This window comes from Tabrizicola sp. (genome assembly GCF_036781545.1).
Taxonomy (GTDB): domain Bacteria; phylum Pseudomonadota; class Alphaproteobacteria; order Rhodobacterales; family Rhodobacteraceae; genus Tabrizicola.
Window position 1 is genome coordinate 1 of sequence record NZ_DAIQAT010000091.1, and the last position, 14,031, is coordinate 14,031.

13 protein-coding genes and 1 tRNA gene are annotated in these 14,031 nt (G+C 67.1%); 1 reads left to right on the plus strand and 13 read right to left on the minus strand.

Annotated features, from left to right (window positions below; translation table 11 throughout):
- From V7Q39_RS13500 to V7Q39_RS13525, 6 genes are all read right to left on the minus strand, one after another.
- Positions 1-853: TonB-dependent receptor plug domain-containing protein (locus tag V7Q39_RS13500; RefSeq protein WP_333817116.1), on the minus strand; the 853-nt coding region annotated here is incomplete at its 3' end.
- 171 nt (positions 854-1,024) lie between these two features.
- Positions 1,025-2,161: an ABC transporter permease gene (locus tag V7Q39_RS13505; protein WP_333817117.1), complete on the minus strand. Its 1,137-nt coding sequence runs from the start codon at positions 2,159-2,161 to the stop codon at positions 1,025-1,027.
- Positions 2,158-3,084 carry an ABC transporter ATP-binding protein gene (locus tag V7Q39_RS13510; protein WP_333817118.1) on the minus strand — a complete coding sequence of 309 codons (927 nt, stop codon included), beginning with the start codon at positions 3,082-3,084 and terminating at the stop codon, positions 2,158-2,160. Before V7Q39_RS13510 ends, V7Q39_RS13505 begins: the two co-directional genes overlap by 4 nt.
- A complete protein-coding gene (locus V7Q39_RS13515; RefSeq protein ID WP_333817119.1) occupies positions 3,081-4,034 on the minus strand; it encodes an HlyD family secretion protein in 954 nt (317 codons plus the stop codon). The genes V7Q39_RS13510 and V7Q39_RS13515 overlap by 4 nt, the downstream gene beginning before the upstream one ends.
- Entirely contained in the window at positions 4,031-4,675 is a 645-nt protein-coding gene (locus V7Q39_RS13520; RefSeq protein WP_333817120.1) for a CerR family C-terminal domain-containing protein, read from the minus strand. The genes V7Q39_RS13515 and V7Q39_RS13520 overlap by 4 nt, the downstream gene beginning before the upstream one ends.
- Positions 4,676-4,928: 253 nt before the next feature.
- Positions 4,929-5,005, minus strand: a tRNA-Arg gene (locus tag V7Q39_RS13525).
- A gap of 232 nt (positions 5,006-5,237) precedes the next feature.
- Here V7Q39_RS13525 and V7Q39_RS13530 point away from each other — a divergent pair.
- Positions 5,238-7,358: a S8 family peptidase gene (locus V7Q39_RS13530; protein ID WP_333817121.1), complete on the plus strand. Its 2,121-nt coding sequence runs from the start codon at positions 5,238-5,240 to the stop codon at positions 7,356-7,358.
- A 32-nt stretch (positions 7,359-7,390) separates the two neighbouring features.
- Here the strand turns inward: V7Q39_RS13530 and V7Q39_RS13535 are convergent, their stop codons facing one another.
- The 7 genes from V7Q39_RS13535 to V7Q39_RS13565 all read right to left on the minus strand — a co-directional run.
- Complete coding sequence (locus tag V7Q39_RS13535) at positions 7,391-8,611, minus strand: cysteine desulfurase (protein ID WP_333817122.1); 1,221 nt, start codon at positions 8,609-8,611, stop codon at positions 7,391-7,393.
- Positions 8,604-9,188, minus strand: coding sequence for a Yip1 family protein (locus V7Q39_RS13540; protein WP_333817123.1), 585 nt, complete (start codon positions 9,186-9,188; stop codon positions 8,604-8,606). The genes V7Q39_RS13535 and V7Q39_RS13540 overlap by 8 nt, the downstream gene beginning before the upstream one ends.
- Positions 9,189-9,193: 5 nt before the next feature.
- Entirely contained in the window at positions 9,194-9,673 is a 480-nt protein-coding gene (locus tag V7Q39_RS13545; protein WP_333817124.1) for a YIP1 family protein, read from the minus strand.
- Between the two features lie 25 nt (positions 9,674-9,698).
- Positions 9,699-10,994 (minus strand): Fe-S cluster assembly protein SufD, encoded by a 1,296-nt coding sequence (gene sufD, locus V7Q39_RS13550; RefSeq protein ID WP_333817125.1) that lies wholly within the window; start codon positions 10,992-10,994, stop codon positions 9,699-9,701.
- Positions 10,994-11,749: a Fe-S cluster assembly ATPase SufC gene (sufC, locus tag V7Q39_RS13555; RefSeq protein WP_333817126.1), complete on the minus strand. Its 756-nt coding sequence runs from the start codon at positions 11,747-11,749 to the stop codon at positions 10,994-10,996. The genes sufD and sufC overlap by 1 nt, the downstream gene beginning before the upstream one ends.
- Before the next feature lie 20 nt (positions 11,750-11,769).
- Positions 11,770-13,446 (minus strand): glycosyltransferase family 2 protein, encoded by a 1,677-nt coding sequence (locus tag V7Q39_RS13560; RefSeq protein ID WP_333817127.1) that lies wholly within the window; start codon positions 13,444-13,446, stop codon positions 11,770-11,772.
- Positions 13,447-13,453: 7 nt separating this feature from the next.
- A partial coding sequence (locus tag V7Q39_RS13565) for a SufD family Fe-S cluster assembly protein (RefSeq protein WP_333817128.1) occupies positions 13,454-14,031 on the minus strand: 578 nt, incomplete at its 5' end.

Consider the following 14,031-nt stretch of genomic DNA (forward strand, 5'->3'; position numbering starts at 1 on the left):
TGTCGAAGGTGAACTTCAGGCTTTGCGTGTCGCTGATGTCCCAGACCAGCTTGACGAGCGTCCGGTCGCTGGTGCGGTCCAGCGGGTTGAATTCGCCGCAGGTGACGGAGCCGAAGGCCACCGGTCGGGCGCAAGGCCAGCGGCCGCCGGTCGGGTCGGCATTGGTCAGCTTCATCTCGTGGTCGATGCTGTGCGACCGCGCCACCAAGAGCGACCAGTCGCTGCCGAAGCGCTGCGCGAAAGCGACGGCGACATCGGTCGCGTCAGTCAACTCACCGAAGCCGAGCGTCACCGAGCCGCCACGCTCCCGACCCCGGAGTAGGTCCTCGGGGTCGATGGTCTCCAGCGCCAGCACACCCCCCAGCGCATCGGCACCCCAGAGCACCGAGGCCGGGCCGCGCACCACGTCGACCTGCTTGGTGAAGCCGAAGTCGAGATAATCGCGCGAGCCGTCTATGATCCGTTCCGGGATGCGCCCTCCGTCGACCACCATTTGCACCCGGTTGCCCTCGACCCCGCGAATGCGGATGCCGGTCTGCCCGCCAAACGGGTCGGCGCCAGAAACCTGGCGCACCGGCGTGATGCCGGGGATATAGCGCAGCAGATCTTCCAGAGACTGGACGTTGCGGTCCTTCAGCTCTTCCTCGCCCACGACCGAGATATGGCCCTGAACATCGGTCAGCGCGCGACCGATGCGGTCGGCGAAGAGCGTGATCGTGCCAAGAAGCACGGGCTTCTTCGCCTTGGTTTCATCCCCGCTGTCCTGCGCGAAGCCGGGCCCCGCAAGGCCGATGGCCAGCGCAAGCGCCGTCGAGGCCCAGAGGGCCGTTTTGAATCTGGATGTTCCGGACAATTGCTTCCCCATTGCAGCGTGTTTCGATGACGCTGGCGGCGGGGCTGGCGGCTCGTGACGTTCGGTCACGGCGGGGTGATTGCAAAGGCAAGTAATTTTGTCAACTTTTATTCCTCCGCCGAAGCGAAAGACTTCTGGGCTGTGTTTTTTCGCCCCGCGGAGAAGGGGTCCTCAGTCCAGCGTCCGGCGGAACCGCAGGAGGGCGACCAGCGTCAGCGTGACCGCGAAAAGCACCAGCGCGGCAAGGGGTTGCGCCACGGCGTCCGGGCCTGCGCCCTTCAGCATGACGGCCCGGATGAAGCGCAGGAAATGCGTGAGCGGAAAGATCTCGCCCAGCGTCTGCGCCCAGCCCGGCATGCCGCGGAAGGGAAACATGAAACCCGAAAGCAGGATCGAGGGCAGGAAGAAGAAGAAGGTCAGCTGCATCGCCTGCATCTGCGTGCGCGCGACGGTCGAGATGAGGTAGCCCAGGATCAGAAGCGCCAGCACGAAGATCAGGATGCCGCCCAGAAGCAGCGGCAGCGAGCCGGTGAAGGGCACCTGGAAGAGCGCCCGCGCGGCGGCGAGGACCACCAGGACCTGCACCGCGCCGACGCCGAGAAAGGGCAGCACCTTGCCGAGCATGATCTCAAGCGGTGTCGCGGGCATCGACAGGAGATTCTCCATCGTGCCGCGCTCGATCTCGCGGGTCAGCGCCATGGCGGTCATCATCACCATGGTCAGCTGCAGGATGACGCCCAGAAGGCCGGGCACGATGTTGTAGGCGGTTATGCCCTCGGGATTGTAGCGCCGGTGCACGAGAACCTGCAGCTGCGTGTCGCGGGCGGCACCGGCCTGCGCTTCGGTGCCCCACTCGCGCTGCAGGGCCTCGGACGCGACGGTGCCAAGGGTCGAGATGGCACCGGAGGCGACAGAAGGGTCGGTCGCATCGGCCTCGATCAGCATCACCGGATGGTCGCCGCGCAGCACGCGCCGCCCGAAGTCCGACGGCAGGGTGACGACGAAGGAGACCTCGCCCCGCGCCAGCAGCAGCTCGGCCTCGGCCGCCGAGACGCCGGGCGAGGTGAAGCGGTAGTAGTCGGTCAGCTCCAGCGCGGTGACGATGGCACGGCTGAAGCGGTCCTCGACCGGCGCGACCAGGGCGGCGGGAAGCTGCTTCGGATCGGTGTTGATGGCGAAACCGAAGAGCAGAAGCTGCATCAGCGGCACGCCCAGCATCATCGCGAAGGTGATCCGGTCGCGCCGCATCTGGATCACCTCTTTCCGCAGAAGCGCAAGAAGGCGGGTCAGCGAGAAGAACCGGTTCATCGCGCGGCGTCCCCGGAGGCGGTCATGAGCTGGATGAACACATCCTCCAGCATGGTCTCGGCGGGGTGCATGGTGGTGCCGGTCTCCTGCGCCACCGCCTCGACCGATTGGCGCAGCAGGGCCGCGTCCCGGCCGACGACATGCAGGGTATTGCCGAACGATGCGACCTGCTCGACCCCCGCCCTGCCCTTCAGGCGGCGCGCGGCCTCGGCGGTGTTCGGGCCTTCCAGCACCACGGTGGCCAGACCTGCCCCTGCCACGACGGCGGGAACCGTGCCCGAGGCGATCAGCCTGCCGTAGGCAATGTAGTTGATCCGGTGGCAGCGCTCGGCCTCGTCCATGTAATGGGTCGAGACCAGTACGGTCAGGCCTTCGGCGGCGCGGGCGTGGATTTCGTCCCAGAACTCGCGCCGGGCCATGGGATCGACCCCCGCGGTGGGCTCGTCCAGCATCAGGAGCTTCGGCCGATGCATGATGCAGGCGGCCAGCGCCAGCCGCTGCTTCCACCCGCCCGAGAGCGACCCGGCCAGTTGCTGGCGGCGGCCGGAGAGGCCCAGATCCTCCAGCGTGGCGCGCACGATCGCCCGCGCCGGGGTCAGGCCATAAAGACCCGCGACGAAGGTCAGGTTCTCCTCGATGGTGAGGTCCTCATAGAACGAGAAGCGCTGGGTCATGTAGCCGACCTCGCGCTTGATCTGCCGCCCCTGACGGCGGATGTCGAAGCCCAACACCCGGCCTTCGCCCGCGTCGGGGGTCAGAAGGCCGCACATCATGCGGATGGTCGTAGTCTTGCCCGAGCCATTGGGACCAAGGAAGCCCGCGATCTCGCCCCGCTCGACCCGAAGCGATACGCCGTCCACCACGCGACGGTCGCCGAAGATCTTCACCAGCCCCGTCACGTCGATGGCGGGTTCGCCAGTCATTCCGCCGCCCCAGGCAGCAGGACATCGACGATCTGGCCCGGCTTCAGGGTGCGGCTGTCGCCCAGGGGGCGGGCTTCGACGAGGTAGACGAACTTCTGCCGGTTCTCGAGGGAGTAGATCACCGGCGGGGTGAATTCCGGGGCGTCGGCGACATAGGTGACGGTCGCGGCCAGCCCGTCGGGGCAGCCGTCGCAGCGCACGGTCAGGGTCGAGCCGACCGCAATCGCCGCCGCATTCTCGGCCGGCATGTAGAGCCGCAGCTTCACCGCGCCATCCGGCAGGAAGGACAGCACCGGTTGCGCCGGGCCTGCGATCTCGCCCGCCGTGCGGATGATGTCGGAAACGGTTCCGGCGGCAGGCGCCGTCAGACTGCGCTTCGACAGCGCCCAGGCGGCCCGGTCGCGTTCCGCCTGGGCGGCCGCGCGCTGCGCCTCGGCGGCGGCGATGGCATGCGCACGGGCCGGAAGCCGCGCGACGGCGAGGTCGGCCTCGATCTCGGCCACCCGTGCCGCGGCGATTTCGGCGGCGGTGGCGGCATCCTCGCGCTGGGTCTCGGTCGCGCTGCCCCGGTCCGCGAGGCTGGCAAGCCGGTCGGCTGTCCGCCGGGCCTCTGCCGCCTGCGCACGGGCCGAGGCCAGCGCAGCCTCGATGACCGCAATCTCTTCGGGGCGCTTGCCGAGGTTCAGGTCGGCGAGCTGCGCCTCGGCGCGGGCCAGGTTCGCTCCGGCCTCCGCCAAGGCGATCTCTGCCATCGCCCGGTCCATCTCGGCCAAGGGCGCGCCTGCCGCCAGATGGTCGCCGCGCGCGGCCAGCAGCGCGGCGACCTCGACCGTCTCGACCGGGGCGACCAGCACATACTCGCCCTCGACATAGCCGGTGGCGAAGGGCAGTGGCGGCGCGCAGGCGGCGAAGAGCGCCGACAGCAGCGGGACCGAACAGATCAGGCTCATTCCCGTTCTCCTTCCGTGAGAAGACGCAGATTTTCTGCGATCAGATCGGCGATCCGGCCTGCCTCATCCGGGCCGATGCTGGTCCAGCCCATCTTGCGCGTGACGATTTCGCGCCCGAGACGGAAGTAGAGCACCTGGCCGATCATCGCGAAAACCGCAAGTTTCACCGCCTCGCTGTCCGCGTTCTTGCCGCTGGCGATGGCCCAGAGCTGCGACAACTCGGCGTGCTTCGGCCCGATGAACCCCTCGTAGATCAGGTCGGTCATCGGCCCGCCGCGGGCAAGCTCTGCCAAGGCGAAATTCACCAGCGGCCCGGCCTCGGGGGCAGTTCCGATGAAAACCGCGACCCCGCGCAGGATGGTCTGCAGGCGCTGGAGGGCAGCAGCAGGCGTCAGCCCCTCCGAGGGTTGCGGCGCCCCGGCCACCGCCAGCAAGCGGCGCGCCACTTCCCCGACGACGGCGCGGCGCAACCCGTCCTTGCCGCCGAAATGATAGGTGATCAGGGCCAGGTTCACCCCGGCCCTTTCGGCCAGTTCGCGGGTGGAGGTCGCGTCGAATCCCTTCTGGCCGAAGAGCGCCAGACCAGCCTCGATCAGGGCCTTCTGCGCCCCCTCGGGCGGTTTATCGGGAATCTCAAGCATGCGAGACTGTAATCAATCGTTTGATTAATTTCAATGACCTTGGTGGCGCTTGCCGCAGCTGCACCTGACCGAGTCTGCCTCACCGATAGCAGGGCGTCGAGCCGGGCCCGCCCTGCCCCACGCGGACATTCGGATGCTGGCCGTAAAGGGAAATGCGCCTCTGGATCGCGGAAGGCGTGAGGCTGGATCTGGCATCCCATCTGAACCCGATTGAATTCGGAGTTCCGTCCAGTCGGCCAAGCCATTGATTTTATGGCGCACCCAGCACGATTCGAACGTGCGACCTTTGCCTTCGGAGGGCAACGCTCTATCCAGCTGAGCTATGGGTGCCTGCGGTGGTGATTAGCGGAAGGTGCCCGGGGATTCAATGGCAATCGGCAGGGGATTTCGCGGGGCGCGCTGCGGGGCGGACCGTGCGAGAAAAAATACCCGGAAACAGGCGGCTGGCGGGCTTGACCGAATCTCGATTCCGGGGATGCACTATGTTCCATAACGATTTCGCGAGGTCTTGATCATGCGCCAATTCCTGCCGACCGCTTTTCGCCGCAAATCCGCATTGCTCGTGTCACTGTCCAGCCTGGCCCTGCTTGCGGCCTGCGGTGGGGGCGAGGATGATCTGGGCGGCACCTTCACCATCAGCGCGAGCCCCGGCGGATCGGGGACCCTGGGCAGCTACTTCATGGCCTCGATCACCCAGGATTGGCGCGATGCGGCGGCCAGCTTCCGCAACAACTCGGCGCGGTTCCGGTTGCAGAACGGGAACATCCCCGGACTGGGCAACGCCTTCTCGAACCCGCTGCAATCCTCGCGCGTAGATTATGCCCGTGCGGTGGGCCTGACCGGCGCGGGACAGGTGATCGCGGTCGTCGATTCGGGCTTCCGGCGCGCGCATGAGGTCTTTGCCGGGAAGACCATCACGACGACCGGCGCACCGGGCACTACCGACCACGGCACCATGGTCGCCTCGATCGCCACAGGGAATTCCGGCACGATGGTGGGGGTCGCGCCGGGCGCAGACCTTATTCTCAGCGATTGGGGAGAGGACAACATCTCCGACCTGACAGCCGCGGCGGTGGCGGCGCAGAACCGGCGAGCGGTGGCGCAGAACAACTCCTGGGGCTTCACCGGCGCAGCCGCGAACCAGACCGAGTTCAATGCCGTGTTCGGCTCGCCCGGCGGCACGGCCTGGCTTGCGGCGCTGCGCAACTACGCGCTTGGAAGCGGCTCCTGGCAAGGCGGGGTCGTGGTCTTCGCGGTCGACAATACCAATACCGGCGCGGCGGGGCTGATGGACGCGCTGCCGCTCCTGCAGCCCGATCTGGAAAAGGCCTGGCTCGCCGTCGGCAATGCCGTGCCGATCTTCGACGACAACGGGGTGAGCGGCGTTGCCGGGCTGATCTCGTCGCCGTGCTATCAAGCGGCCGCCTGGTGCCTGGTGGCCGATGGCTACTGGACAGCGGCGACGGCGGCCTCGAACACCTCCTACGGCAGCGGCACCGGATCGTCGTTCGCGGCGCCGCAGGTCTCGGGCGCGCTGGCGCTTTTGGCCGAGGCCTTCCCGAACCTGACACCCCACCAGCTCAGGGCGCGGCTCCTCGCCTCGGCGGACAATACCTTCACCGGCTTCGTCTCGGCGGGATCGGTCGACCTGCTGGAAGGCTCCGGGGTCTTCAACCACGATTACTCCATCGACTACGGCCACGGTTTCCTCGACATCCGGGCCGCGCTTCTGCCCATCGGGGCGACGACGATGGCGATGGGGGACGGGGAAAGCATCGAGACGAAGGACTACGCCTTCTCGACCGGCGGCGCCCTGGGCGATGCGGTGACGCGCAGCCTGGACGGCGTTGACCTGACGATGAACGACGCACTCGGCGGCGATTTCGCGGTGGCTGCGAAGGCTTTCGCGACCGAGGCGGCCTCGACCCCGCTGGTCGAGACGCTGGCGGCGCGGTCCTTCACCAAGGACTACGGGGCGGCACGCAAGGCGGTACTGAACCCGCTGGCCGACACTTTCGCGACCCATCCCGGCCAGACGCTGGACCTGAACGCGCCGGACGGCTTGACCCACGCTTCGGTGCTGGTCGGCGGCGAGGAGGACTATGGCCTCGCGGTTGCGCGGACGGTGGCGGACGGGGCGCTGAAGCTGGACCTGGGGGTCAAGCTTGCCCGCGACAGCGGCCGTCTGATGGGCTTCACCGGCAGCGGCGACACGGGCGGCGCCTCGATGGCGGCGCTGACGCTGTCCTTGTCGCATGACATGGGCACCGGGGGCTTCTTCGCATTGTCCGGAGAGATGGGGGTGGCCGATCTCGGCGCGCCCGCGGCGATCAGCCGGGTCAGCGCGGCGAAGTTCGACAGCCTGCGGCTGGATGTCGGCAGCCGCAGCGTCTTCGCCAGGGGCGACCGGCTGAGCGTCGGTATCGCGATGCCGATGGCGGTCAGTGCGGGCTCGGCCGAGATGACGGTTCCGGTCCGGCTTGCCGAGGGCGGAACCGAGGTGCGGGCGGTGGGGATCGACTTGGCCCCGCAGGAGCGGCAGATGGAGGTCTCGATCGGCTACCAGGTGCCGATGGGCGCGGCCTCGGAGCTGATGTTCGAGGTGGTCCATGCCCAGAACTACGGCAATATCGCCGGGATGACCGACAGCGCGGCGGTGCTGGGAATGAAGTGGTCGTTCTGAACTCGCGCAGGCGGTCGTGACGGGCCGCCTGCTCAGGCAAACAGCTCGTGCGCCAGGTTCAGCGCGCTGACCAGCGCGTCGACCTCCTCGACCGTGTTGTAAAGCCCGAAGGACGCCCGGCACGAGGCGGTGATGCCGTAATGCGCCATCAGCGGCATGGCGCAATGGGTGCCTGCCCGGACAGCGATGCCTCGCTTGTCTAGGATGGTGGAGATGTCATGCGCATGGGCCGCGCCCTCCATCGTGAAGGAGAAGATCGCCCCCTTCCCCGCCGAATTGCCCTGCACGTTCAGCCAGTTGAGGCCCTTCAGCCGGTCGCGGGCGTAATCGCGCAGGATGCGTTCGTGGGCAGCAACGTTCTGCATTCCCAGAGCCATCAGATAGTCCAGCGCCACGCCGAGGCCGATCTGCTGGACGATGCCGGGCGTCCCGGCCTCGAACTTCATCGGCGGGTCGGCCCAGGTGACGGTGTCGCGCGTGACCTCGCGGATCATGTCGCCGCCGCCGAGGAAGGGGCGCATTTCGGCCTGCCGGTCGCGGGCGATCCAGATGCCGCCGGACCCGGAAGGGCCGTAAAGCTTGTGGCCGGTGATGGCGTAGAAGTCGCAGCCGATGGCCTGCACGTCGACCGGCATATGCACGACGGCCTGCGAGCCGTCGACCAGCACCGGTACGCCCTTTTCCCGCGCGGCGCGGCAGATCGCGGCCACGTCGACCACGGTGCCCAGCACATTCGACATATGGGTGACGGCGATAAGCTTCGTCCGCGGCCCGATGGCATCCAGCACCGCCTGCGGGTCGAGGTCGCCGTTCGCGTCCACCTCCACCCATTTCAGCACCACCCCCTGCCGCTCGCGCAGGAAATGCCAGGGCACGATGTTGGCGTGATGCTCCATGACCGACAGCACGATCTCGTCGCCCGGCTGCAGGCGCGGCGCGGCCCAGGCGTAGGAGACGAGGTTGATCGCTTCCGTGGTCCCGGTGGTGAAGACGATCTCTTCTTCCGAGGCGGCGTTCAGGAAGCGGGCGATCACGCCGCGGGTAGATTCATAGTGCTCGGTCGCGAGGTTCGACAGGTAGTGCAGGCCCCGGTGCACATTGGCGTATTCGTGACTATAGGCCCGCGTCATTGCGTCGATCACCACCTGCGGCTTCTGTGCGCTGGCGCCATTGTCGAGGTAGACCAGGGGCTTGCCGTTCACCTCGCGCTTGAGGATCGGGAAATCCTCGCGGATTTTCTGGACGTCATACATTGGCAAAGGCCTCCGGCCCGAGGATCAGGACTGTCGCGACGCCGAGGATCAGCCCGACGCCAAGCGCAGTCAGTACCAGCCCCAGGAAAACCATCCCGCGCGAGCGGAAGCCGTGCAGTTCGGCGACGAAGCTGGTCATCAGCCACAGGAAAAGCGCAAAGCCGGCAAGGCCGATGATCCCGGCCAGCGGCGGCACAAGCAGCGTGGCCACCAGTTGCAGGATCTGCAGCGCCAGCATCGGCAGCTGCAGCCAGACAACGACCAGAAGAGCGTCCGGCAGGCTGCCACGCCCGTCGAAAGCCCGTCCGACCCGGTGCACCAGGACCACGGTCAGCGCCAGGAACAGCCACTGGAACACCGCCGCACGGAAGGGGCTGGCCAGCATGAAGCGGCTGAACGGGTCCAGTTCGGTCAGCTTTCCCCCGACCTGAAGGCTGGCCAGAAGCGCCGAAACGACGGCGACGAGCAAGAGCCCGGCGGTCCGCGCCGGTATCGGCACATCCTCGGCCAGAAGCGTCCGGGCGGCCTGCCGGGGCTCCCGCAGGGTCAGCTGCGCCAAGGCGCCAATGCGCTGCATGAGGGTCATCCGGTCTCGGCCTCGTGCAACAGGGTGGACCAGAGCCAGAGGAACGCCACGCCGACCAACAGCGTCACCAGGGTCAGTGCCGCACCGGTACCGATCATGCCCGAAACCAGGCCTTGCAGCAGCAGCAGCGGGCCGATGCAGGCAAGCGCCCAGAACAGCGCCACGCGCGCCCCGTACCACGTCCCCTGCCCGCCCATGGCCCGCGCGACGATGTGCCCCAGCGCGGCCAGGCCATACCAGAGCGGGATGGTGGCAAGGACGGCGAAAGCCCGCGCTATGATGCGAGGGCTGGCCGAAGACTCGCCCGCGAGGAAGGCCTCGCGCGCGGCACCGGGCCACTGGCCGATGAAGGCCAGCGCGAGGAAGATCAGAAGGAAGGACAGCACAAACGGCTCGGACGGCCCCCGCGCGAGATGCTGGCGCAGGATCACGCGCGGGTGGCGCCACGTGGCGACAAGGTCGGTGGTGACGGTCATCCCGCCGATCTCCATTCCCGGGGCCTCATCCTTTCGTCCCGTGCCGTGCCAGCCAGCGTTCCAGCCGCGCGCGGATATCTTCGGCGATATCCTCATCCGCGATCTCCTGGATCGCCTCGGCGAGGAAGGCGAGAACCAGCAGCGCCTGCGCCGTCCGCCGGGGCACGCCGCGCGATTGCAGGTAGAAGAGCGCGGTCTCGTCGATGGCGCCCGAGGTGGAGCCGTGCGAGCATTTCACGTCGTCCGCGTAGATCTCCAGCTCGGGCTTGGCGAGGAACTGGCTGTCCTCGTCCAGGAGCAGCGACTGGCTGATCTGGTAGCCGTCGGTCTTCTGCGCGCCGGGCTTCACCAGGATCTTGCCCTGGAACACCCCCGTTGCCCCGTTCATCAGCACTTTCTTGAACACCTGGCGGCTTTCGCAGGCCTCGGCGGCATGGGTGACGAAGACGGTGTCGTCGTGGTGGAACTCGCCGTCGCCGACCGCTGCACCCGCCACATGGGCGCGGCCTTCGTCCCCGGTCAACTCCACCACCGCCTCGTTGCGGGTGAGGCGGCCGTTGGCGGTAAGGGTGAAGGAGCGCATCTCGGACCGGGTGCCAAGCCGGGCGAAGATATGCGTCACGGCGCGGCGTTCATGGTCGCGGCCCTGGATGCGGATGTGGTGGAACTGCGCCCCGTCGGCGATGTCGACCTCCAGCACCTTGGACAAGCGCGCGGCGGCGGGGCCGTTTTCCAGAAGCGTCAGCTGCGCCCCCGGCTCCAGCTTCACGCAGTGATGGAGGATCGCATCGGAACTATCGGAGTCATGGGCATAAATCAGAGATACAGGCTTGGCGGCCTTCCCCGTGACATGGATCAGCACGCCATCCGTTGCATGGGCGCTGTTCAACGCCGCGAAGGGCCGCGCAACCGGGTTCTGGCCACGCGCTTCCAGCACCCCGTAAAGGCCCTGCGCCCAGTGGATGTCCTTCCCGCCCGCCTCGGCCAGCCGCTCGATGGTCACGCCCGAAAGCGCCAGGTCGTCCGAGGCTGCGGGGTCGAAGACCCCATCGGTGAACACGATCTTCAGCCGGTCCATCCCCTCGAAAGGCACGGTCTCGTCGCCGGCGTCGAAACGGTGCGCGACTGGTGCCTCTGGGGCATTCAGGCTGGCCGGATCGGTGTAGCGCCAGTATTCGTCCCGCCGCCCCGGCAGGCCCATTGCGGTCAGCCGGGCCAGCGCATCCGCGCGCGCGGATGCGAGCCAGCCTTTCCCCGCCAGCGCTGGGAGCGCCGCGAGCCGCGCCACCAGCGCGTCTTCCTTTGCCTTCGGCAGCGCCATCAGCCCACCTCGCTCAGGATGTCGGCATAGCCGTTGGTCTCGACCTCCAGCGCCAGTTCCGGCCCGCCGGTCTTCACGATCCGGCCCGCCGCCATGATATGCACCACGTCGGGGTGGATATGGTCCAGCAGCCGCTGGTAATGGGTGATCACCAGGAAGGACCGCCCGGCGCTGCGCAACGCGTTCACCCCGTCGGCGACCAGCTTCATCGCATCGACGTCGAGGCCTGAGTCGGTCTCGTCCAGGATGCACATCCGGGGTTCTAGCATCGCCATCTGCAGGATTTCGTTGCGCTTCTTCTCACCGCCGGAAAAGCCCACGTTGACCGGGCGCTTCAGCATCTCGGCGTCGATCTTCAGGGTCTTGGCCTTTGCGCGCACGACTTTCAGGAAGTCGCCCGCGCTCAGTTCCTCCTCGCCGCGCGCTTTCCGCTGCGCGTTCACGGCGGTGCGCAGGAAGGTCATGTTGCCGACGCCGGGGATCTCGACCGGATACTGGAAAGCCAGGAAGAGGCCCGCCGCGGCACGTTCTTCCGGCTCCATCTCCAGCAACTCCTGCCCGTCAAGCGTGGCCGAGCCTTCCGTCACCTCATAGCCGTCGCGACCCGCGAGCACATAGGACAGCGTCGACTTGCCCGAGCCGTTCGGCCCCATGATCGCATGGACCTCGCCCGCGCCGATCGTCAGATCGACGCCGTTCAGGATCACCTTGTCCTCTTCTTCAAGTTTGACGTGCAGGTTTTTGATTTCAAGCATGTTTCTTTCCTTTGCGGGCATCAGCGCGGATCAGTGAACCAGCCGATGGCCTGTGTGACCATCTCGGCCGGGATCGCGCCGGGGGTGACGGTGATGCGGGCCATGCGGCCCACCATTTCTTCCTTGCGGGCCAGGCGTTCGACGCCGTGGTAGTAGCCGCGTTTCAGGTAATCATCGAACAGGACGGTAACGGGCTTCGTCGCTCGCAGCATGACGGCGACCAGGCAGGCGGCGCGGAAACGGCCGTCGATCAGCACCAGATCGGGCTCGATGAAATCGGGGCGGTCCCAGACCGACAGGGCGTAGGCATGAAACTTACGATGCTCGCGCGGCCTAATCGGCACGCCCCAGGGACCGGTCGGGCCGATATCCGCGTAGTGGACATGGACCTTCGGCGAGATCAGGTCGACATGCGCCGCCAGCCGGTCGGCCCAGGCCTTGTCGCTCTCAACGCTGAACACCGTGCAACCAAGCTGGGCGCCCAGCACGGTTGATCCGCCGCTGCCGTATTCCAGGATGGTTTCGGCGGCTTCGTAGCGGCGGCGCAGGAAATCGCTTTCCCGGGAGCCGAAAGTCAGCTCGAAGCTGGGCGCCTCGGCCTCAGCGTCCCTTTCGGCCGCCTCATCCGGAATGACCTTGGTTGCCGCCACTGGATCGTCTCCGTCAGGCTGAAACCTCGTCGTCCTGTCCAATTCGTTCAGAGCCTCGGCAACGAGCGTATCGACCGAAGCCTTGGCGGCAGCGACAAGTGGAAGCGCCAGGAGTCGGTCGATCTCTGCCGTCACCGCCTGCTCCCAATGCAGGATCGAGCGATCCTCCGCCTCGTTTCGGTCAAAGCGGTCGAAATACTGGTTGTTGTAGCGCGGGTGGCCGGAGGTCTGGCCCGATTTCAGGTAGCCCCGCCCGCGCGCGCGCTTCAGCGCGAAGAACTCCGGCGTTCGGACGGCGTAGTGATTGATCTGCGCCAGTGCCGCTCCGCGCTCGGAACGCGCGGCAAGATTCGTCCGCTGCGGCGGCTTCCCGGCCAGCCAGGCAAGGGTCCGCGGCTCGTCCGCTTTCAGCGGCCTGCCATTGCCCCCCAGGAAGTCCCCGGCGCCCAGCCCATGCCCCTCGGCAAGCGCAGGGCGCTCCTGACCCAGGCGGGCAAAGCCGGGGACGACAGAGGAACGCCGGAAGAACGTCTTGGTCTCCAGATGGGCCACATGCTCCGCCTTGGCGGCGCGGGCAAAATCGGCACTGATTAGGCGTCCGGGAAAGCGGTCGTGTCCACTGGTGCCGAACAACCGCCAGTTCAGCATGATGCCGTGCGCCGGCCCGAGCGCCGAGACAAGCGCCCCGACGCTTCGGTCGCCAACGTGGATGTTCAGGAATTCGTCTGCATCCAGCCAAGCGTACCACGTCCCGTCCGCATAGCCGATCTCGGTCTCGAAGGCAGCTTTTGCCGCTTCGAGCGGGGATTCGTCAGGCCCTGGATCGGTGCGCAGGAAGGCGATCTCCCCTGCCGCCGCCAACGCCTCGCAAAGATCGTCCGAGCCGTCCGTCGAGCCGTTAGACACGACGACGATCCGGTCCACCCCGATCACCCGGTGGTAGGCCACCCATTCCAGAAGGAACGGCCCCTCGTTGCGCATGGCCGAGACCAGAACGACCTGGGGCCGCCCCGCTTCCGGTTCCGCTTGTGCACGCGCCTCAGCCATCGCAGGGTCAGCCGACCGAGCCTTCCAGGCTGATCGCGACCAGGCTTTGCGCCTCCATCGCGAATTCCATCGGCAGGGCCTGCAGGACCTCCTTGCAGAAACCGTTCACCACCAGCGCCACGGCTTCCTCCTCGTCCATCCCGCGCGAGCGGCAGTAGAAGAGCTGGTCATCATCCACTTTCGACGTGGTCGCCTCATGCTCCACGCGCGAGGAATTGTTGCGCACTTCGATGTAAGGCACGGTGTGCGCCCCGCATTTGTCGCCGATCAGGAGACTGTCGCACTGGGTATAGTTGCGGCTGTCCTTCGCCTTCGGGTGCATGGAGACCAGCCCGCGGTAGGTGTTCTGCGCCCGGCCCGCCGAGATCCCCTTGGACACGATCCGCGACTTCGTCCGCTTGCCGAGGTGGACCATCTTGGTTCCCGTATCGGCCTGCTGGGCGTTGTTGGCGATGGCGATGGAGTAGAACTCGCCCTGCGCATCGTCGCCGCGCAGGATGCAGGAGGGATATTTCCAGGTGATCGCCGAGCCGGTTTCCACCTGGGTCCACATCACCTTGGCCCGGTCGCCCCGGCAATCGGCGC

Excerpts from the sequence above, each read along its gene's own strand:
- V7Q39_RS13505 (WP_333817117.1), bottom strand. The coding sequence starts at position 2,161 with ATGAACCGGTTCTTCTCGCTGACCCGCCTTCTTGCGCTTCTGCGGAAA.
- V7Q39_RS13510 (WP_333817118.1), bottom strand. The coding sequence starts at position 3,084 with ATGACTGGCGAACCCGCCATCGACGTGACGGGGCTGGTGAAGATCTTC.
- V7Q39_RS13515 (WP_333817119.1), bottom strand. The coding sequence starts at position 4,034 with ATGAGCCTGATCTGTTCGGTCCCGCTGCTGTCGGCGCTCTTCGCCGCC.
- V7Q39_RS13520 (WP_333817120.1), bottom strand. The coding sequence starts at position 4,675 with ATGCTTGAGATTCCCGATAAACCGCCCGAGGGGGCGCAGAAGGCCCTG.
- V7Q39_RS13535 (WP_333817122.1), bottom strand. The coding sequence starts at position 8,611 with ATGTATGACGTCCAGAAAATCCGCGAGGATTTCCCGATCCTCAAGCGC.
- V7Q39_RS13540 (WP_333817123.1), bottom strand. The coding sequence starts at position 9,188 with ATGCAGCGCATTGGCGCCTTGGCGCAGCTGACCCTGCGGGAGCCCCGG.
- V7Q39_RS13545 (WP_333817124.1), bottom strand. The coding sequence starts at position 9,673 with ATGACCGTCACCACCGACCTTGTCGCCACGTGGCGCCACCCGCGCGTG.
- sufD (WP_333817125.1), bottom strand. The coding sequence starts at position 10,994 with ATGGCGCTGCCGAAGGCAAAGGAAGACGCGCTGGTGGCGCGGCTCGCG.
- sufC (WP_333817126.1), bottom strand. The coding sequence starts at position 11,749 with ATGCTTGAAATCAAAAACCTGCACGTCAAACTTGAAGAAGAGGACAAG.
- V7Q39_RS13560 (WP_333817127.1), bottom strand. The coding sequence starts at position 13,446 with ATGGCTGAGGCGCGTGCACAAGCGGAACCGGAAGCGGGGCGGCCCCAG.